Origin of the sequence: Nocardia lasii (assembly GCF_042658545.1) — a bacterium.
GTDB classification, from domain to species: domain Bacteria; phylum Actinomycetota; class Actinomycetes; order Mycobacteriales; family Mycobacteriaceae; genus Nocardia; species Nocardia lasii.
Genome location: NZ_JBHSQN010000013.1, coordinates 290,233 through 309,665, shown reverse-complemented (window position 1 = coordinate 309,665; position 19,433 = coordinate 290,233). Strand labels below are relative to the sequence as shown.

At 69.5% G+C, this 19,433-nt stretch carries 20 protein-coding genes; 12 read left to right on the top strand and 8 right to left on the bottom strand.

Annotated features, from left to right (window positions below):
* Window positions 1-71: 71 nt before the first annotated feature.
* Complete coding sequence (locus ACFP3H_RS19810) at window positions 72-1,472, bottom strand: glycine--tRNA ligase (protein ID WP_378608180.1); 1,401 nt, start codon at window positions 1,470-1,472, stop codon at window positions 72-74.
* Between the two features lie 187 nt (window positions 1,473-1,659).
* Here ACFP3H_RS19810 and ACFP3H_RS19805 point away from each other — a divergent pair, with 187 nt between their 5' ends.
* The 9 genes from ACFP3H_RS19805 (at window position 1,660) to ACFP3H_RS19765 (ending at window position 8,382) form a co-directional block, all read left to right on the top strand.
* The gene (locus ACFP3H_RS19805; RefSeq protein WP_378608178.1) at window positions 1,660-2,004 is read left to right on the top strand and encodes an ArsR/SmtB family transcription factor; all 345 of its coding nucleotides are present in this window, start codon (window positions 1,660-1,662) and stop codon (window positions 2,002-2,004) included.
* 3 nt (window positions 2,005-2,007) lie between these two features.
* Window positions 2,008-2,433, top strand: coding sequence for a Fur family transcriptional regulator (locus ACFP3H_RS19800; RefSeq protein ID WP_378608176.1), 426 nt, complete (start codon window positions 2,008-2,010; stop codon window positions 2,431-2,433).
* Window positions 2,434-2,540: 107 nt separating this feature from the next.
* Window positions 2,541-2,834 (top strand): type VII secretion target, encoded by a 294-nt coding sequence (locus ACFP3H_RS19795; protein ID WP_378608175.1) that lies wholly within the window; start codon window positions 2,541-2,543, stop codon window positions 2,832-2,834.
* Complete coding sequence (locus ACFP3H_RS19790; RefSeq protein ID WP_378608173.1) at window positions 2,834-4,675, top strand: alpha/beta hydrolase; 1,842 nt, start codon at window positions 2,834-2,836, stop codon at window positions 4,673-4,675. Before ACFP3H_RS19795 ends, ACFP3H_RS19790 begins: the two co-directional genes overlap by 1 nt.
* 10 nt (window positions 4,676-4,685) lie before the next feature.
* Window positions 4,686-5,180, top strand: coding sequence for a hypothetical protein (locus ACFP3H_RS19785; protein WP_378608171.1), 495 nt, complete (start codon window positions 4,686-4,688; stop codon window positions 5,178-5,180).
* Window positions 5,181-5,323: 143 nt separating this feature from the next.
* Complete coding sequence (locus tag ACFP3H_RS19780) at window positions 5,324-5,896, top strand: DUF3558 domain-containing protein (protein ID WP_378608169.1); 573 nt, start codon at window positions 5,324-5,326, stop codon at window positions 5,894-5,896.
* Window positions 5,897-5,907: 11 nt separating this feature from the next.
* Window positions 5,908-6,288, top strand: coding sequence for a hypothetical protein (locus ACFP3H_RS19775; protein ID WP_378608167.1), 381 nt, complete (start codon window positions 5,908-5,910; stop codon window positions 6,286-6,288).
* Complete coding sequence (locus ACFP3H_RS19770; RefSeq protein WP_378608165.1) at window positions 6,285-7,637, top strand: hypothetical protein; 1,353 nt, start codon at window positions 6,285-6,287, stop codon at window positions 7,635-7,637. The genes ACFP3H_RS19775 and ACFP3H_RS19770 overlap by 4 nt, the downstream gene beginning before the upstream one ends.
* Window positions 7,624-8,382, top strand: coding sequence for an ESX secretion-associated protein EspG (locus ACFP3H_RS19765; RefSeq protein ID WP_378608163.1), 759 nt, complete (start codon window positions 7,624-7,626; stop codon window positions 8,380-8,382). The genes ACFP3H_RS19770 and ACFP3H_RS19765 overlap by 14 nt, the downstream gene beginning before the upstream one ends.
* A gap of 236 nt (window positions 8,383-8,618) precedes the next feature.
* Here ACFP3H_RS19765 and ACFP3H_RS19760 read toward each other — a convergent pair whose 3' ends face one another.
* Window positions 8,619-9,593, bottom strand: coding sequence for a hypothetical protein (locus ACFP3H_RS19760; protein WP_378608161.1), 975 nt, complete (start codon window positions 9,591-9,593; stop codon window positions 8,619-8,621).
* A gap of 102 nt (window positions 9,594-9,695) precedes the next feature.
* On the opposite strand from ACFP3H_RS19760, the gene ACFP3H_RS19755 reads away from it, so the two are divergent.
* Together ACFP3H_RS19755 and ACFP3H_RS19750 are read left to right on the top strand one after the other, a co-directional pair.
* Entirely contained in the window at window positions 9,696-10,316 is a 621-nt protein-coding gene (locus ACFP3H_RS19755) for a TetR/AcrR family transcriptional regulator (RefSeq protein WP_378608159.1), read from the top strand.
* A gap of 105 nt (window positions 10,317-10,421) precedes the next feature.
* The gene (locus ACFP3H_RS19750; RefSeq protein WP_378608157.1) at window positions 10,422-11,159 is read left to right on the top strand and encodes an LGFP repeat-containing protein; all 738 of its coding nucleotides are present in this window, start codon (window positions 10,422-10,424) and stop codon (window positions 11,157-11,159) included.
* A 4-nt stretch (window positions 11,160-11,163) separates the two neighbouring features.
* Here ACFP3H_RS19750 and ACFP3H_RS19745 read toward each other — a convergent pair whose 3' ends face one another.
* From ACFP3H_RS19745 to ACFP3H_RS19725, 5 genes are all read right to left on the bottom strand, one after another.
* The gene (locus tag ACFP3H_RS19745) at window positions 11,164-11,517 is read right to left on the bottom strand and encodes a YbjN domain-containing protein (protein WP_378608421.1); all 354 of its coding nucleotides are present in this window, start codon (window positions 11,515-11,517) and stop codon (window positions 11,164-11,166) included.
* A gap of 65 nt (window positions 11,518-11,582) precedes the next feature.
* Complete coding sequence (locus ACFP3H_RS19740; protein ID WP_378608155.1) at window positions 11,583-12,392, bottom strand: isoprenyl transferase; 810 nt, start codon at window positions 12,390-12,392, stop codon at window positions 11,583-11,585.
* Between the two features lie 95 nt (window positions 12,393-12,487).
* Complete coding sequence (gene recO / locus ACFP3H_RS19735; protein ID WP_378608153.1) at window positions 12,488-13,246, bottom strand: DNA repair protein RecO; 759 nt, start codon at window positions 13,244-13,246, stop codon at window positions 12,488-12,490.
* Window positions 13,247-13,303: 57 nt separating this feature from the next.
* Window positions 13,304-13,906, bottom strand: a complete 603-nt coding sequence (locus tag ACFP3H_RS19730) for a TetR/AcrR family transcriptional regulator (RefSeq protein ID WP_378608151.1) — start codon at window positions 13,904-13,906, stop codon at window positions 13,304-13,306.
* On the bottom strand, window positions 13,893-14,756 hold the full coding sequence (locus ACFP3H_RS19725) for an alpha/beta fold hydrolase (RefSeq protein ID WP_378608149.1): 864 nt from the start codon (window positions 14,754-14,756) through the stop codon (window positions 13,893-13,895). Before ACFP3H_RS19725 ends, ACFP3H_RS19730 begins: the two co-directional genes overlap by 14 nt.
* Window positions 14,757-14,899: 143 nt before the next feature.
* On the opposite strand from ACFP3H_RS19725, the gene ACFP3H_RS19720 reads away from it, so the two are divergent.
* Window positions 14,900-16,327, top strand: coding sequence for an amidase (locus ACFP3H_RS19720; RefSeq protein WP_378608147.1), 1,428 nt, complete (start codon window positions 14,900-14,902; stop codon window positions 16,325-16,327).
* Between the two features lie 199 nt (window positions 16,328-16,526).
* Here the strand turns inward: ACFP3H_RS19720 and ACFP3H_RS19715 are convergent, their stop codons facing one another.
* Complete coding sequence (locus tag ACFP3H_RS19715; protein ID WP_378608145.1) at window positions 16,527-19,367, bottom strand: type 1 periplasmic-binding domain-containing protein; 2,841 nt, start codon at window positions 19,365-19,367, stop codon at window positions 16,527-16,529.
* Window positions 19,368-19,433: the final 66 nt, after the last annotated feature.

Genomic DNA, 19,433 nt, shown 5'->3' with positions numbered 1-19,433 from the left:
AGGAGAGCGTGGTGATCAGCGGTCCAGGACACGACGAAGCCCGCGCCGGGTCGGCGCGGGCTTCGCGGGTGTCAGGCGCCGATGAGGCGGGCGGCCAGGTAGGACTCGACCTGGTCCAGGGCGATGCGTTCCTGGGCCATCGAGTCGCGCTCGCGGATCGTCACGGCCTGGTCCTCGATGGTGTCGAAGTCGACCGTGATGCAGAACGGGGTGCCGATCTCGTCCTGGCGACGGTAGCGGCGGCCGATGGCGCCCGCGTCGTCGAAGTCGACGTTCCAGTTGCGGCGCAGCTGGGCGGCGAGATCCTTGGCCTTGGGGGTGAGGTCGGCGTTGCGCGACAGCGGCAGCACCGCGGCCTTGACCGGCGCCAGGCGCGGGTCCAGACGCAGGCTGATGCGCTCCTCGGTGGTGCCCTTGGCGGTGGGCACCTGATCGACGGTGTAGGCGTCGACCAGGAACGCCATCAGCGACCGGGTCAGACCGGCCGCGGGCTCGATGACGTAGGGGGTGTAGCGCTCACCGGTGGCCTGATCGCGGTAGCTCAGGTCGACGTTGGAGTGCTCCGAGTGCGTCTTGAGGTCGTAGTCGGTGCGGTTGGCGATGCCCTCGAGCTCGCCCCATTCGCTGCCCTGGAAGCGGAAGCGGTACTCGATGTCGGTGGTGCCCGCCGAGTAGTGCGACAGCTTTTCCTTCGGGTGCTCGAACAGGCGCAGGTTGTCCGGGTCGATGCCGAGGTCGGTGTACCAGGACAGCCGGGTCTCGATCCAGTACTTGTGCCACTCGACGTCGTCGCCGGGCTTGACGAAGAACTCCATCTCCATCTGCTCGAACTCGCGCGTGCGGAAGATGAAGTTGCCCGGGGTGATCTCGTTGCGGAAGCTCTTGCCGATCTGGGCGATGCCGAACGGCGGCTTCTTGCGCGCGGTCTCCTGGACGTTCTTGAAGTTGACGAAGATGCCCTGCGCGGTCTCGGGCCGCAGGTAGTGCATGCCCTCTTCGTCGTCGACCGGGCCGAGGAAGGTCTTGAGCAGGCCGGAGAAGTTGCGCGGCTCGGTCCACTTGCCGGGCTGGCCGGTGTCGGGATCGTTGATGTCGGCCAGGCCGTTGGCGGGCGGGTGGCCGTGCTTGGCCTCGTACGCCTCGATGAGATGGTCGGCGCGGTAACGCTTGTGCGTGTGCAGCGACTCGACCAGCGGATCGGAGAAGGTGGCCACGTGGCCCGACGCCTCCCAGACCTGGCGCGGCAGGATCACCGAGGAGTCCAGGCCGACGACGTCGTCGCGGCTGGTGACCATGGTGCGCCACCACTGCCGCTTGATGTTGTCCTTCAGTTCCACGCCGAGCGGACCGTAGTCCCACGCCGACTTGGTGCCTCCGTAGATCTCACCGCACGGGTAGACCAGACCCCGGCGCTTGGCGAGGTTGGCAACGGTGTCCACCTTCGACTTGGGTGCCACGCGAGATTTCTCCATCCACTGCGAGTCGGAATGTTCGCTGTGTCGGCACTATTGCGGTGCGACACGGCGTTCGTCTTGCATAAGAGCGTATCGGCACGTGTCCACCGAGTTCGCAGCACCCGAGGTGTCCGCGCGGCGCGTCATTTGACATGCGCAATTATGCATATCAAAATGGAATCTGTTTCCATTAAGGAGTTGGTTCATGACCACCGTGCCCGCGCACCCGCACACCCCATACCACTCCGCCGCCCCCGCCGCCGTGCCCGCGCGCACGGTGCTCGAGGACGCGGGCGAACTGCTGCGCGCCCTGGCCGCGCCGGTGCGGATCGCCATCGTGTTGCAGCTGCGCGAGTCGCCGCGCTGCGTGCACGAGCTGGTCGACGCGCTCGGAGTGACCCAGCCGCTGGTCAGCCAGCATCTGCGGATTCTGAAATCGGCGGGCGTCGTGCACGGCGAGCGCTCGGGTCGCGAGGTGCTCTACGAACTGGTCGACGATCATCTGGCGCATATCGTGGTCGATGCCGTCGCCCATGCCGAGGAAGGGTAAACCGTGGCAGAGCACACCACCGCGAAGCAGGTCGGGGTTCGCAGCACCCGTCAGCGCAGCGCCATCTCGGCCCTGCTCGGCGATATCGACGAGTTCCGTTCGGCCCAGGAGTTACACGACGAGCTGCGCAAGCGCGGCGAGAACATCGGCCTGACCACCGTGTATCGCACGCTGCAATCGCTGGCCGACGCGAGCATGGTCGACGTGTTGCGCACCGACACCGGCGAATCGGTCTACCGGCAGTGCTCGAGCGGGCATCATCACCACCTGGTGTGTCGCCAGTGCGGGCGCACCGTCGAGGTCGAGGGGCCGACGGTCGAGGCGTGGGCCGAGGCGATCGCGGGCGACCACGGGTTCACCGAGGTGAGCCACACCCTCGAGATCTTCGGAACGTGTCGCGAGTGCGTGCATAACCGCGCTTCCGTGTGACTCACGTCACATGATGGAACCTTCGCTGCGCGTGCCCCGTCCAACCTTCACGAAGGGACCGGTCCACTCGGACGCGTAGTCCTCTCGGCGACGGAGGAGGGGAACTCGTGAGTCCGACCCTGGGCGTTGAGCCCGATCAGTTGACAACCATCGCCACGACCTGGCGTCGCGAGGGTGCCGAGGTCGAGGCGCTGAGCTGGGCCGCGATGGGCGAGGCGGGCGGGGTGGGCAGCGAAGTGCTGGCCGCCGTGCGCGAGCTGGCCGATCCGGCGCGACAGGCGATGACCTCGATCGCCGAGCGGTATTCCACCCTGGCCGACCTCGTCGACCGGTTCTCCGCCGATATCCAGGCCACCGATGCCGCGATCGCGGGCGAGATCTCGAAGCTGGGAGCGCGCTGATGCGGCCCACGATCCCCCAGCTCGACACCTGGAATCTCGAGGGCCTGCACCGCGCCGCCGAGGCGGCCCGCGCCAACGCCGATGTGCTGTCGAGCTCGGTCGACGACTGCTCGCGCGCGGTCTCGGCGGCGGGGAGCTGGCACGGGCAGACCAGGGAGGCGGCCTCGCGCCGGATCGACGAGGAGGTCGACCACGGGTACGAGGTGCGCACGGTCCTGCTGCGGGTCGCCGACGACGCCGAAGACGCCTACCAGGGCTTGAAGCACGCCCGAACCTATGTGCTGGCCCAGCGCGACCTCGCGCTCGGGCAGGGTTTCGAGGTGGCCGCCGACGGGCGGGTGACCCACGTCGATCCCGAGAAGGAGGGGGCGGCCGGGGTCTTCCAGCTGAATCTGCTCGGCGGGTTGGACGAGCTGGAACGGCTGGACACGGTGTTCGGCACGCGCCTGCGGGAATCGGTGGGCGATCTCGGGGCGATGCGCGACGGGCAGCCCGATATCGCCCTGGCCGACGGGTCGCTGCACGATCCCGACGCGGTGGCGATCCGGCTGGCGGCGATGTCGCCGGACGAGCGGGCCACGTTCCTGGCCGGGTTGAGTCAGGAAGCGCAGCGCCAGTTGGTGATCGCGGCGCCGGAGAAGCTGGGGAATCTGAACGGGGTGCCGTTCGTGATGCGGATCGAAGCCAACGAGATCAATGTTCGCAACGCGTTGACCTCGGAGAAGGCGAAAGCCGACCGCGACGAATCCCGGATCCGCCAGCTCGAGGCGATGCTGACGCCGATTCCCGATCCCGCGGGGCCCGCCACGCTCGCGGCCGGTAGCTCGACGGCGCAGTTGGGGATGGTCGATCGCAAGTTCGTGATGTTCAGCACCGAGGGCAACGGTCGGATGATCGAGATGATCGGCGACATGAAGCCCGGCGTGCCAGGGGTTGGGGTTTACGTGCCCGGGACCAGCACGAATCTGAACGGGTCCGGGTCCAATCACGTGGCGGCCTGGAACCTCGCCGATCAGACGGGCGGGCCGATCCTGCTGTACATGGAAGGCGACTTCCCACAGAGTCTGACGAGTCTGTCCGACGGGGCGCCGAGTCCGCGGTTCGCGGCCGACATGGCTCCTCGGCTCGTCGACTTCGGACGCGAAATCGACCGCGAGGTAGCGGGATCCGTGCCCGGGACGCCGGTGTCCTATGTGGGGCATTCCTACGGCGGTTCGATCGTCGGGTCGGCCGAGCAGTTGGGGTTGCGGGCGGATCGGATCCTGCACGCGTCATCGGCGGGGACGGGGGTGTTCGACAGCGGGTGGAACAATCCGAATCCCGAGGTGCGGCGGTATTCGATGACGGCGCCGGGGGATCTGATCGGGGTGGTGCAGTCCTATCCCGAAGCGGGGCTTCGGATTCCGGGTGGGATCGTGTTGCCGGGGAATCCGCATGGGTCGGGGGTTCTGGGTGGGGATCCGGATGAGGTTCCGGGGGTTACGCGGTTGGATACGGGGTTCTATGGGAGCCAGATCGATTCCCACAGCGTCGGTGAGGTCGTCTTCGGCTCCGACGGGCACGGCAAGTATTGGGACGATCCGCAGTCGACGGCGTTCCGGAATATCGTCGGGGTGATCGCGGGAACCGACGCCACCGCCTACGTCGAACGTGGGATCGAGACTCCGTACGTGGACATCGGATTGGGCGACAACGGCAACGGCGCGAAGGAGAGTTTCGACGCCGCGAAGGCCGCGGCCGCCAAGCAAGCCGCCGCCGCGTTGGGAATCGAGATAGAGCCGTACCGCAATCCGCGCGTCACCGACAATCCCGCACCGGGCCCGACGATCGACATCAAGTGAGATGGCCCCTATGAGATACGTGCTCGCCGCCGTGATCGGCGTCTCCACCCTCACCGGGTGTTCCACCTTCGTCGACGAGGGACCGACCGACCAGCAGATCGCGGAAGCGTCCGGCGTGACCGTGGCCGAGGCCGGCTCCATCGTCACGACCAATTTCCACCGGGTCTGGCCCGAGCGAACGGATGTGGCGGTGAGCAATGTCGCGCTCGGCGCGGGTTGTCGGACGGACCCGGATACCTTGCGGGCGGTGGGCCCTCCGTGGACACCGCACCACTCGAGGACGGTGATCGACCCCTCGCCGGAGTTGATCGATCAGCTGCTGGCCAACCTCGAAGCACTGACAGCGTCCGGTTTCACCCTCGTCCCCGATCCCGTACCCGGCGACGACCCGGTGAACCGGACCTATGAGGACGCCAGGGGATTCTCCGTCGGCGCACAGCGACACGCGACGAGCCGCGAAGTGCGGTTCAGCATCACCGCTTCCTCGCCGTGTGCGCGGGAGTAGGGCAGGGTCCTTCGCGGTGGGCGGCGCGAATTGTCAGCGCTCACCAACTCGGTCGCGCGCGTTCGCGCGGCGGAGGCGAGAGTCGTTACGATCGCGGGCGGGGATGTCAGGGTGGGGACCGGTTCTGTGGGAGGGATAGGGCGATGACAGTTCTAGGTTGTGGGGTGCGGGTTTTCGGTCTTGCGCTGGCGGGGTCGGTTGTCGTGGGGTGCGGGGGTGGGGAGCGAGCGAGTGGGGTTCCGCAGACGAGTGTGGTGAGTGTGGCGGCGAGTCCTACCTCGGTGGATGCCGAGGCGAAGGTGTGGGATCCGTGTTCGTTGCCGGATTCGGCGATCGGTGAGCTCGGGTTGAATGTCGGCAGCCGAAAGAAGGAAGTCGCCGGAGTCGATTTCTCGGGGTGGAAGACTTGCAGCTGGCAGGACTCGGCCAAGCAGTACACCTTTTCGGTTCTGTCGTCGGAACACACACTCGCCGAATCTCGGTCGCGCACCGACTTCACCGATTTCAGCGACACGACCGTGGGCTCCCACACCGCGCTCCAACTGCGCACAACCGGGGCCACCCATGACCAGGGCTGCACGTTGGCCGTCGAAGTCCCGGACGGGTCTGTCCTGTTCCGACTACTGAACCGGGTCAGCGCGTCGTCGCCGCCCCCGCCGTGCGCGGAGGTACGCCGCCTCACCGACAGCTTGGCTGTATTCCTGCCCGCCGATTGAGAGGGTGCACAATGCTACTCAGCATCGACCCTGCTGAATGGGGTCAACTCCTGGTTCAGGCCGAAGCCGGTCAGCTCGCGCTCGATCCCGAAATCGGCAAGGGCCTGGACACGGTCTGTGACGACCATCTGGACCGACTGGAAGAGATCTACGCCCAGATCGACCAGGTCCGCAATATCTCCGGGTTCGGCTCCTTCAACTCGAGCCAGACTCTCGAGCGCAAGTTCTCGCTCACCGCATCCGGCGGCGACCGCCCCCTCGACGAAGCGTTGAAGAAGCACATCGAGGCCGTCAAGACGGCGAAAGAGGTTGTCGCCAAGGCGATCGCGAACTTCGTCGAGCAGGATCAGAGCAGCGGTGCCAGGATCTCGGCGGCGGGAGAACACCTGTGACGTACGAGGATTACAAGGCCAAGGTGATCGCCGCGCAGGAGCAGTGGAACGCGGAGCGGTCCAAGATCTATGGGTGGCAGGCGGCGGGGAACTACGCCACCATTTTCAAAGACGATATCCAGCCGCCGCACATCACCACCCCGGACAGCTACGACTCGATGACGCTCGAGCAGATGCAGGCGGCGGTGGCGGCGATGAGACCGCAGCTCGTCGATGACGCGGTGACGGCGTGGGGGAATATCGGGGGCGCGCTGATGGGCACCTTCGTGGGGTTCAATCAGGAGTTCGCGCGGACCGTCACCGGGGCCGACGGGCGTGGTGGGTGGACGGGCGCGGCGGCGTCCGCGGCGGTGGCGGCGGTGAACAACTATGCGCAGCAGTCGCTTCCGCTGTCGCAGGCGGCGACGGCGATCAGTTGGAAGCTGGCCGAGATGCGGACCGGGATCGAGCAGACGCAGGCGTTGATGCCGGGGCTGACCGAGCGTGCCGATGTCACCGGGAAGACACTGCCGGCGGACGGGGTGATGAAGGTCGACGATCACAACCGCGAGGAAGCCACCCAGGAGGGCAGGCGGATCCTGCGCACCGTGTACAGCCAGGTGGCGGGTCAGACCGACAACGGCGTGCCCTACCTGCCGACCGCGCCCACCATCGTCGGCGACTCGGGCGCTCCGGGTTCCCATGGCGGTTCCAATGCCGTTGGGGGCCAGGGCAATCCGGGCACTGACGGCGGTAGTCCCACCGGCACCGACGACCCGGCAGCGGGTACGCCGGGCACCGACCCTGCCGCTACGGCGCCGACCACCGAATCACCCTCGACCACACCGACTTCGACGGATCCCACTTCGACCACACCGCAGAGCACCACACCGCAATCCAGCACACCGACCGCGACGACGCCGACCAGCCCCGGCGCGACAGCTCCCGGCAGTCCGACTGCCGGGAGCCCTGGCGCGGGCAGCCCGCTCGTCGGCAGTCCGGTCGGCGTCGGACGGGGCGGAACCGGAACCGGAAGCGGAGGCGGAGGCGGAGGCCAGGGTGGCGGCGGCACCCCGACCGGCGCGACTCCCGGTCGAGCCGTCCCCGGTAGCCAGTCGCCCGGCGCGGCCGCCGCGGCGGCGGGCTCGCGCGCCGCCGCCACCGCCACCGGTGGACGCGGCGCAATGGGTATGGGCGGCATGGGCGCCCCCGGTGCGGGACGCAACAACTCCGACGACGAACGCACCACCGGCATCCCCGACTACCTGATCACCCAGGACAACGGCGACTCCCTGCTCGGCACGGACGGGCTCAGGACCGTACCCCCGGTGATCGGCGCACACGAAGACGACGACAGTGCACCGAGCTGAGTTCACCGGCCTCGAGTTCGAGATCCTGTGGTCCGGGTACGGTCGCGACCGGCTGCCCTACCCGCTCCAATACCGCACCGACATCGTCGAATTCGAGGATCTGCGCAAGCACCGGGAGGCCGCCGTCGAGAGTCTGCTGCGCAAGTACGATCCGGCGGTCGAACGCGCGCTCGACGTGCTGCTCGCGCCGGAGGCCAGGGTCGAGTCCAAAGGCTATGTGGGTAGGGACAACTCGAATCTCATCCGGTTCCACGGCGCGATCCGGGGCACGGTCGGCGCCACCCTCACCCAGGCGTCGGGCGCCGACGAGGACACCGGCGCCGATGTCACCCTCACCTACTGCACCGCCGACCAGGTGGCCGCGCTGACCGTGGCCGCACTCCCCCGCACCCCACCGGGCACCAAACCCCCGCTCGAGGTCCGCCGCGACCGACTGGCCGAGGAGGAGGAACACTTCGAATACCGCGCGGGCCGCCTCAGCTCCGCCGAACAACTCGAGCGCGTCTTCCACCGCCCCCGCCGCGCCTTCGGCGAGATCGCCGCCTATTCCGGCCCCGCCCTCGACCACCGCCCCGCCCCCGCCCGCACCTTCTGGTGGATGGACTACCCCGACGGCCGCTACTACGTCAAAACCGGCGACCCCATCATCGCCGAACCCCTCCCCACCCCCCGCATGATCGCCGGCATCCGCCGCATGCTCACCCGAGCCCAGCGCTACCACCAGGAGTTCCCTGTTGTCCCCTGACGAGCTGACCACGATGTCTGCCGCCGAGGCATCCCGGAACTTCTCAGCTGTACTCCGCCGAGACGGGTCGGGTGGTTGTCTCCCTCGATACGAAAGCGAAGTTCGGCGATCTGCCGGGCGTCAGTGCGATCACTCCCTGAGCCGATCGCCGGTGTTCGCAGCACGCGAACGACCGGTCGAGCGCGAGATGCTCCGCACGACCGGGGTGGTTGTGCGGAGCATCTCGGTGTCGAGGGTCAGGCGGGGACGGGAACCTGCTCGGGGGTCGGGGTCGGCTCGCTGACCCAGCGGGTACGGAAGGCCGCGAGGGTGAGCAGCCCGATACCCGCGGTTGTCCAGGTGAGCAGGACCGTGAGGGGGGCCAGGGCGCCCGCCCCGTCGAAGTAGGCGGCCGAGCGGAGCAGGGAGGTGGCGGCGCCGGGTGGGAGGAGTTGGCCGAGGGTGCCCCAGGGCTGCGGGAGGAGTTCGGGGGCGGAGGTGGCGGCGGAGAAGGGGTTGCCGAGCAGGAGCATGGTGAGGGCGCCGAGGCCGAGGCCGGGGCGGCCGATGGCGGCGGCGAGGCCGACGATGGTGACGGCGACGGTGAACATGGCCAGGGCGGCGATGGCGGCCAGGGTGAGGTAGGAGCCGGGCAGGATCGACAGCCAGGTGTGGAAGATCAGGGTGCTGAGCAGGCCGCCGGTGACGCCGAAGGTGGCCAGGCCGAGCAGGCGGGCGCCGAGGGTGGGCACGAGCAGGGTGAGCAGGACGGCCGCGGCGATGCCGGACATGACCAGGGGCAGGACCATCGAGCCGAAGCCGGCGCCGCGCGGGTCGTCGGGGTCGGTGGCGATCACGTCCTCGACCGCGACGGCGGGGGTGCCGCTGAGCTGCTGGGCCAGCGCGGTGAGCTGCTGGGCCACGGCGGGTGAGGCGGCGGAGGCGACCAGGATCTGGGGTGCGCCGTTGCCGGTGACGATGGCGCCGTAGATCTCGTTGTCGGACAGCTTCTTTCGCGCTTCGGTGGCGTCGGCGACGGTGGTGATCTCGAAGGCGTCGGGGCTGCGCTGGTGCAGCTGCTGGGTGACCTGGGTGGCGGCGGGGCCGGCGACGGCGATCGGGAGGTCGCGGGGCGCGAGGTTGACGGTGGGCCAGGCGAAGGCGATCAGGAGCAGGGCTTGCAGCACGGTCGCCGCGAGGCCGAGAGCTACTGCTCGGCGGGTGATCGACATGACGGTTTCCCCTTAAAGCGAATGTTCGTTCTTTTTGGTGTCTCCACCGTCGCACCGCGCCCGAAGCTTGTCAAGAACGAATATTCGTTTTAGTTTGGGACCATGCCCCGAGTCAGTGAAGAACACCTCGAACGCCGCAGGCAGCAGATCCTCGACGCCGCGCAGCTGTGCTTCGCCCGCAAGGGGTTCCACGAGACGTCGATGCAGGACGTGTTCGCCGAGTCGCAGATGTCGGCGGGCGCGGTGTATCGGTACTTCACCAGCAAGAACGAGATCATCGGCGCGCTCGTGCAGCGCACCATGGGACCGCTGCGCGAGCGGCTCGCCGAGATCATCCACAGCGAGCCCACCCCGCCCCCGGCCGAGGTCGTGCGGCTGCTGACCACCGAGATCGTCAAGCGCACTGGACCGGAGGGGCCGCTGCGCCTGGCACCGCAGGCGTGGGCGCTGGCACTGGTGTCACCGGAGGCGGGCACGGCGGTGCGCACGGGCATCGCGTCCATGCGCGAGCTGTGGCGCGAGTACGGGGTGGCGTTGCGCGAGCTGGGTTGGCTGCCCGCCGATGCCGATGTGGAGGTGTTCGCCAAGACGATCATCGGCCTGCTGCCGGGGTTCATCCTGCAACACCTGCTGCTCGAGGACGTGACGCCGGCCGATTTCGCGAGCGGGGTGGCGATGCTGTTCCCGGTCACGCCCCCGGCGGCCGTGGTCGGTGAACGTTAGAAAGCTCACTGTTACCGGCGGCGGCGAGCGGGTAGGTTCGGACGCGGCACCGGCGGGATCGACGCCGCCGGGGCGTGGAACATCGATCCGACCAGGGAGTCTCCTGTGGCATTGCACCAACGAACCCTCGCCGTCCTCGCCGCCGCCACCGTGGCGGCCGCCCTGCCCGCGGCCATGGCGGGCTCCGCGCAGGCCCGGATGATCGGCGGGTTCGAGGTGGGCGGCGCGATCGAGACCGAGTACGACCAGGTCGGCGGCCCGGCGCTGGGCGATCCGACCTCGCCGGAATCGGACGCGGCGGCCGGGGGCAAGTACCAGACCTTCGCCAACAACGCGGCCATCTACTGGCACCCCGACACCAACGCCAACACCGTCGCGGGCCAGATCCGCGACAAGTTCGCCGAGACCGGCAACGAATCGGGCAAGCTCGGCTACCCGGTCACCCGCGAGCAGTCCACCCCGGGCGGCGCCGGGCGCTTCAACCACTTCCAGAAGGGCTCGATCTACTGGTCCGTCGGCACCGGCGCGCACCAGATCAGCGGCCCGATCCGCGACAAGTGGGCGGCGCTGGGCTGGGAGTCGAGCCCGCTGGGCTTCCCGCTCACCGACGTGTCCGCGGCGGGCAAGGGCGACGGCCAGTTCACGATGTTCCCGACCGGCGCCATCTACTGGACCGCCAAGACCGGCGCGCACGCGGTGTGGGGCAGCATCCAGGCCGACTGGATCCGCGCGGGCGCGGAGAACGGCCGCTACGGCTACCCGACCAGCGACGAATACGACTTCCAGGGCGGCAAGGCCCAGGATTTCCAGGGCGGCAAGCTCACCTGGAAGCCCGGAAACTGACGCGCTACGGCGCGAGCAGACCCTGGCGGGCCTTGTTCGCGCCGGACAGCGCCAGCAGCAGCATGGTGGTGAGCGCGCCGTCGTCGAGCCCCTCGGCGGGGAAGGTGTAGCGCAGGATCACGTCGCCGAGTTTGCCGCGCGCGATCAGGGTGACCGAGCCGAACTGGATCTCGTTGTTGCGTTCGGCCACGCGCTTGTGCAGTTGCGGCTTCAACGGCCGATCCCAGGCCAGCACGCTGGTCAGCGACAGCACGGTGAGGCCGGGCGCGAGGGTAACCGCGCGGATCGAGCACAGCGCGCCGTTGTATTCGAAGCCCAGTGAACCGTCGGCGTCGACGCGCACGTCGATCTCCTGCATCTGCAGGCAGGCGCCGGTGCGGGCTTGCAGGTCGAGCTCGGGGGTGACCACGTCGGCTCCATCACTCATTTGGCGCCACCGAAGCGGCGATCGCGCTTGGCGTATTCCAGGCAGGCGTCCCACAGGTTACGCCGATCGAAGTCGGGGAACAGCGTGTCCTGGTAGACGAATTCGGCGTAGGCGGCCTGCCAGATCAGGAAGTTGGAACTGCGGAACTCGCCGGACGGGCGAAGGAACAGGTCGACATCGGGCATGTCGGGTTCGTAGAGGTAGCGCGCGAAGGCGGTCTCGTCGATCTTCTCCGGGTCGAGTTCGCCCGCCGCGACCCGACGTGCGAGTTCCCTTGCCGCGTCGGCGATTTCGGCGCGACCGCCGTAGTTGACGCACATGGTCAGGGTCATCACGTCGTTGTCGCGGGTGAGTTCCTCGGCGACCTCGAGCTCCTTGATCACGCTGCGCCACAGGCGGGGTCGGCGACCGGCCCAGCGCACCCGCACGCCCATCTCGTGCATCTCGTCGCGGCGGCGGCGGATCACGTCGCGGTTGAAGCCCATCAGGAAGCGCACCTCGTCGGGGCTGCGCCGCCAGTTCTCGGTGGAGAAGGCGTAGGCCGAGAGCCACTTGACGCCCAGCTCGATGCAGCCTTCGACGGAGTCCATGAGCACGGCCTCGCCGCGTTCGTGTCCGGCGGTGCGCGGCAGGCCACGCTCCTGGGCCCAGCGGCCGTTGCCGTCCATCACCAGCGCGACGTGGTTGGGCACGAGCTCCGGCGGGATCGCGGGCGGGCGGGCGCCGGAAGGGTGCTGAGACGGCGGGCGCACGGTGCGCGGCTTGCTCGCGGGAGAAGGGTCACGACGCAGGATCACGGCAACCATCCTGCCTGATCGCCGGGCGCGGGCCGCACGGGCTCCGGTCGGCGGATCGGGACACGGGCCACGCGGCGACCGCGAGACAGCGCCGAGAGCGGCCCTCAGCCGACCTCGGCCCGCTGCCCTACCGGGGAGCGTTCGATCAGCGGCAGGGTGCGCAGTTGGCGTTCGAGGTGCCATTGCAGGTGGGCGGCGACCAGCCCGCTGGCCTGGCGGCGGACATTGTCGGGGACGGTCTCGATGTAGGCCCACTCCCCCTTCAGCAGCGCGACGAGCAGGTCGAGCACGCCGGTGATGGGGGTGCTCGCGCCGGGCGGGCGACAGTGCACGCACACCGCGCCGCCCGCGGCCACGTGGAAGGCGCGGTGCGGGCCGGGGGTGGCGCAGCGGGCGCATTCGTCCAGGGCGGGCGCCCACCCGGCGAAACCCATGGCGCGCAACAGGTAGGCGTCGAGGACGAGTTCGTGCGGGCGGTGCTTGGCGGCGATGGCGCGCAGGGCGCTGGCGGTGAGGGCGTGCAGTTTCGGGGCGGGGGCGCGTTCCTCGCCCGCGAGGCGTTCGGCGGTCTCGAGGATCGCGCAGGCGGTGGTGTAGCGGCCGTAGTCGTCGATGATGTCGGCGGCGAACGCCTCGACGGTGATCACCTGGGTGACGATGTCGAGGGTGCGGCCGGGATGCAGCTGCACGTCGATGTAGGAGAACGGTTCCAGCCGCGCCCCGAATTTCGACTTGGTGCGCCGCACGCCCTTGGCCACGGCCCGGACGAGCCCGTGTTGCCTGGTCAGCAGCGTGACGATGCGATCGGCCTCGCCCAGCTTGTGCTGGCGAACCACCACCGCCTCATCCCGATACAAACGCACGTGGCCAGTCTCGCACGCGGGCCCGACACCCGAGGTCACGACCCGCGTACGGGCGGATCAGCCCTGACGCAGGAGTCCGGCGACCAGCAGCAGCAACGACTGCTGGGTCTCGACGCGGGCGCGGTCGGGGTCGGCGGCGTGGGCGACGATCAGGGCGGCCTCGGAGATGGCGCTGAGCAGCAGTTGCGCCAGCACGGGCACGGGGGCGGTCGGGATCAGGCCCGCGTCGGTGGCGCGTTGGAGTTGGTCGGTGAGCAGACCGAGGGCGTGGCGGGACTCGAATTCGCGGAACGCGGGCCAGCCCAGGACGGTCGGGGCGTCGGACAGCACGATGCGCAGCATTTCCGGGCGGGTGCACATCTCGAGCAGGCAGGCCAGGCCCGCGGTCATGCCCGCGAGCACGTCGTCGGGGTCGGCGGCGGCGAGCACGCGCGCGATCTCGTCGGTGGCCTCGGTCTCGACCTGTTCGAGGACGGCGAGGAACAGGCCGCGTTTGTCGCCGTAGTGGTGGTGCAGGGCGCCGCGGGTGACACCGGCGGCCGAGACCAACTGCTCGGCGGAGGTGCCCGCGAAGCCGCGCTCGGCGAACAGGGTGCGACCTGCCCGCTCGAGCGCGGCCCTGGTGGTGCGAGAGCGATCCTCCTGGCTACGGCGCTGCATGCAGCCGAGTGAACTCCACGATCAGTTCGGTGAGCAACTCCGGGCGGTCCTCGGCGAGGAAGGCGTAGGAATCGTCGACGGTGCGCAGGCTCGCGCGCGGGAGGTCGGCGACGAGTCGCTCGGCCAACGACATCGGGAACAGTTTGTCCTCGGTGGCCCAGACGACGAGCACCGGGAGGTCGACCTCGGCGAAACGCTTCGCCGCGTCGAGGGTGCAGCCGGTGTCGGCGGCGGCCGCGAAACGGCGCAGGTCGGCGCGGATCGCCGGGTCGCGGCGCGCGGGTCGCACGTAGGAATCGATGATGTCTTGCGGCAGTTCGCGTTTGGCGACCCAGCCGAAGGCCAGCGGGAGGCGTTGGACGAATCGCCACCGCATCGCGGCGAGCAGGGGCGCGATCGTGCCCGGAATCCGGACGATCTTCATCAGGGCGACGAACAGCGGCGGCCAGATCTCGTAGCAGTCGACGGCGGCCAGCACGACCCGACCGATCCGTTCGGGTCGGCGGGTCATCAGGAGTTGGGTCAGCGCGCCGCCGGTGTCGTTGGCGACGATCGTGACGTCGGTGAGGTCGAGCGCGTCGAGGAACTCGGCGATCAGGTCGGCGAGGCCGGGGAGGCTGAGGTCGGCGTCGGGCATCGGGAGCGAATGGGCGCCGAGCGGCCAGTCGGGGGTGAGGCAGCGGTGGCCCTCGGCGGCGAGGCCGGGGACGATCTTGCGCCACAGGTCGGCGTTGACGAGCAGGCCGTGGACGAACACGACCGGCGGGCCGGTGCCGGTGTCGTGGTAGCGGATGCGGCCGGACGAGAGGGCGACTTCGCGCGCCGGGCCGAGTGCTGAGCTGGTTCCCATGGGGTCCTCCCCTGGTCGAGTGCTGGGCCTGTTCACTGTTACATACATTCGGTATGTATGTCTATACCCACCCTAGGGGATGTGGACGGGTGACCAGGTCCGGCGATACGGTCGAGGGAATCGCCTGGAGAGATGGAGTTCACATGGTTGCGCCCGACCGCATCGCGCCGGAACCCTCGGCCGAGCTCGGCCTCACCGAGCTGTCGGCGGCCATCGCCGACGGGGCGGTGTCCTCGGTGGCCGTGGTCACCGACGCGCTGGATCGGATCGAGGCGTCACAGCCGACGCTCAACGCGTTCCGGGTGGTGCGCCGGGAAGCGGCGCTGCGCGAGGCCGCCGAGGCGGACGCGCGACGCGCCTCGGGCGTGCGACTGCCGCTGCTCGGGGTGCCGATCGCGGTCAAGGACGACACCGATATCACCGGGGAGACGACGGCGTTCGGGTGCGGGGGCGAGTTCACGCCCAAGACCGCCGACGCCGAGTCGGTGCGGCGGCTACGGGCCGCGGGCGCGGTGATCGTGGGCAAGGCCAATACGTGCGAGCTGGGGCAGTTGCCGTTCACCAGCGGGGACGCGTTCGGATACACGCGCAATCCGTGGGATCGGGCGCGCACGCCGGGTGGGTCCTCTGGCGGATCGGCGGCGGCGGTCGCGGCCGGGTTGGTGCCCGCCGCGCTCGGATCCGACGGTGCCGGTTCGGTGCGGATTCCGGCGTCGTGGACCAATCTCGTCGGGATCAAGCCGCAGCGCGGGCGGATCTCCACCTGGCCGCTGGCCGAGGCGTTCAACGGGCTGACCGTGAACGGGCCGCTGGCGCGGACCGTGCGGGACGCGGCGCTGCTGCTGGATGTGGCCGCCGGACCGCACGCCGGGGATCGCCACACGCCCGCGCCGATCGAGGCGAGCGCGGCCGTCGGTCGTGATCCGGGCAGGCTGAGAATCGCTCTCTCCCTGAGCATTCCGTACACCGCGACCAAAACCGCGCTCGAACCCGAGATCGCGGCGGCGATCCACGCGCTGGCCGCCACGCTGCGCGCGCTCGGCCACACCGTCACCGTGACGGACCTGCACTACGGGTTGCTGATCGGGGCGACGTTCCTGCCGCGTTCGCTGGCCGGGATCAGCCGGGTGCACCGGGATATGCCCGAAGCGGTCGTCGACCCGCGCACCACCGCCAACTCGCGTATCGGCCGGGTGCTCGGCGGTCCCGCGCTCGCGGCGGCTCGACGCGCGGAACCGTTGCTGCACCGCAAGATCGGCTCGTTCTTCGACGACTACGACCTGGTGCTCGCGCCCACCACGGCCAAGGTCGCGCCCCGGGTGGAGGAGATCGACGGCATCGGCGTCGGGGCCACCAACAACCTGATCACCGCCGCGTGCCCCTACACCTGGCCGTGGAATGTGCTCGGCTGGCCGAGTGTGAACGTGCCCGCCGGCTTCACCGAGGCCGGGCTGCCGATCGGCGCGCAGCTGATGGGCACCGCGAACAGCGAACCGACGCTGATTTCGCTGGCGGCGCAACTGGAATCGGAACTGCGGTGGGAGCGGACGCGGCCCACCCAGTGGTGGTGATCGACGGCGCCACGCTGCCGAGTTCGCCGTCGGTGCGCGCGCGGAGGTGATCGGCGGCCTGCCGGGCACAGCGACGCCGAGTGGCCGACCGTGCGACGGGCATCCGGATCGTGCTAGACCCGTCCGGCACGACACCGAGCGGCCGACCGTGCGACGGGCGTCGGGATGGTGCGAGACAAGTCCGGCGGCGGTGGCAGGGTCACCGGCCCGGTTCCGTCCAGCCTTCCAGGTCGCTCTTCGTGCCGGGTGGGCATCCGTCCTGGCCCGCGCGGCGGGGGAACATCATCAGGCAGCGTTGGGGGCCGCCCGCGCCGACGGCGGTGGTGACCAGGACCGCGATCGAGGAGCCGTCGGCGACGCGGCTGGTGGAGAAGCCGAGGGTGCCGGTGACGCCGCGGTAGTCGGATTCGCGCAGTTGCACGGCGATGGCGGTGCGGTTGGGTGGTAGGTCGGCCAGAACTCCGCGGCTGCTGCGCACGGCCTGTAGGAACAGCCCGCTCACGTCGAAGGCGAGGCCGGTGCGGTCGCCCGCCCAGGTGGGGCGGTAGTCGGTGAGTTCGTCGTAGCCGCGCAGGGTTTCGATGAGTCCGGCCAGTTCGGCGCAGAGCTGTTCGTGTTCGAACGCGACCGGTTGGTCGCCGAGTTTGCCGGTGCCACGGACGCAGTCGGCCCCGCCGAGCATCACCGGCGCGGCCTTGGCGACGTAGCGCACCGTGAGGTTGGTCGGCAGCGCGGCGGTGGCCTTCTGATCGGTGATCAGGCGGGTGACGGCGTCGTTGCCCAGGATCGCCGGGCCCGCGCCGCTGAGGCAGCCGCGACTCACCGATTTGGCGAAGGTCGGGAAGTCGTCGTTGCGGCCGGCGAAGAATAGCAGGGTGCGACGGTCGAAGCCGGCGGTCTCACACGGGGCGGGGAAACGGTAGAGCTGCTGCTGTTCGCGCCAGCTCAGACTCTGGTGTGCCACACCGCGTTCGGTGAGTTCCTCCCGGACGTCCTCGACCAACGTCGTGACGTAGAGGTCGCCTGCGGCTTCGGGGTGGTAGATGGCGACCTTGTCGTAGCGGGGTGTGCCGTCGAGGTCGCGGGCGCCCTGGACGTAGTCGGCGACGAGGCGGGCCTGCACCGTATTGCTCGGGGCCGCTTGGAAATACAGGGGCGAGGCCTGTTCGAGACCGTCGGCGGACAGGGTGGTCGCCACGGCCGGGACCCCGAGTTCGCCCAGACGCGTGATGGCCCTGCGGGTTTCGTCGTTGCTGCGGTCGATACCGACGACGCCGAGCACGCTGGCATCGTCGGCGACGAGGGGACGCAGCGCGTTGTCGACCACCCACCCGGCGTGGCGCATGTCGGAGCCGCCGTTGGCGATGATGATGCGCAGCAACGGTTCCGACTCGTCGGAGGCCAGCAGGGCGCGACGCTGCTGCACGGCCAGGCCGGCGAGTTCCTCGACCTGGGCGTGCGGGTAGCGCACATTGGTGTCGACGTAGCTCAGGCCGGCGAAGTAGACCAGCGACACCAGGGGGCGGTTCGGGTTCTTCGCCTTGGCGTCGAGGGACACGGTGTTGAGGCGGAATACCTCTCGCTGCATGGTCGTGAGCTCGGGGTCGTCGGCGAAGGTCTGGCGGTCGTTGTCGCTGTAGCCGACGCACTCGCCGTCGCGCACGCTCACCGAGATCCCGTCGGTCCACGGCCAGTGCGAACACGCGACGCCACGCAGCGGCGGGAAGTACACCAGGGTGGCGGCCACGGCCAGGGCGATCGGGATCAGCACGCACAGGCCGACGAACCAGCTGCGCGCGGCCATCGGCGGGGCGGGCGGCAGGGCCAGCCCACGGAAGCGGGGATCGCTCACGCGCGGGGTGGAGTCGGGCGGCAGGATGGCGCGCAACGGCAGGAACCAGGCGTCGGTCTGACGGTGTGTGCGCCGATTGTCGATCTCGCGCAACCACTCCTGGAGCGGGTCCGCCGGTTGCGGGGTGGGCGCGTCGGTCAGGCTCTCGAGCGTGCGCAGGGGGCGCAGGTCGCTGATGTCGGACAGCTCGGCGACCTCGCGCGGCGGGCCCGCGTCGCGCAGGGCGAGGACGACCAGCGGGTCGAAAAGGCCGGTCTCGTTGCGGATCTCGTTGATCCAGGTGAGGATGCGGGCGCCGTCGCTGCCCTCGGCCAGGCCACCGAGCAGGGCCACCGGGTAGGCGGTGCGCCGCCAGCTCGACGGGCGCCAGATCCGACGGCGGTAGGCATCGCGCAGGTCCTCGAGAAACGCGTGGACCAGCAGTTTGGCGACCTGCTCCTCGTTCTCGTCGACGCGGTGCGAGGCGGTGAGCCGGGAGGCGAAACCCAGGAAACTGCCCGACAATTCGGGTGCGAGGTAGCGCTGGTGCAGGAACCAGCGGGTCACCTTCGACATGCCGGGAATGCGCCCGGACACCCACAGCCACAGGCGCAGCACCGGCCATAGTGCAAGCACCCCGAACACCACGCGCGAAATCGTGTCGCCCGCAACGCCTTCGGCGGTATCGGAGCGACTCGTCGGGGAACCGCTGCGCAACAGCTTCGGTAGGCGGCGGCGCAGTTCGTCGGGGGCCTCGGACTCGTCGGCGGTGACGCGCTGGCGGGTGAGCCAGTCGGCGGTGCGGTAGCGCGGGAACTTGATCGCGCCCATCGCGGTGTCGTCGGCGGCGAAACCGGCCACGAACTGCTGGATGATCGGCAGGCAGTGGCCGGGGATCTCGGGATCGTTGGCGTGCGGGCCCGCGTCGATGGCGGCGAAATCGGGAGTGAGCTGGGTGCGCGGCAGGTCGGCCGCGCGCAGGTCGAGCTTGACGCGCGGAGTGGCGCGCCTGCCGTCGGAATCGCTGAGCCAGCGGTAGATCTCGCCGATCAGCGCGGCGTGCCCGGAGACACCGACCACCTCGACGATCGGGCGCGGCACCCGACGCCGCCCACGGACCAGGGTGCGCAGCACGCGCGGGCGGGTATCGGGAATCTCGAGCGCGCGGAGCAGCTCGAGCAGTTTGCCGACATCGTTGGCATCGGGCACGTCCGCTCCCCTCCCCGGTCGATCAGCGTGACACCGCCGCGCGAACCGTTCTGTTCGCGAAACGAT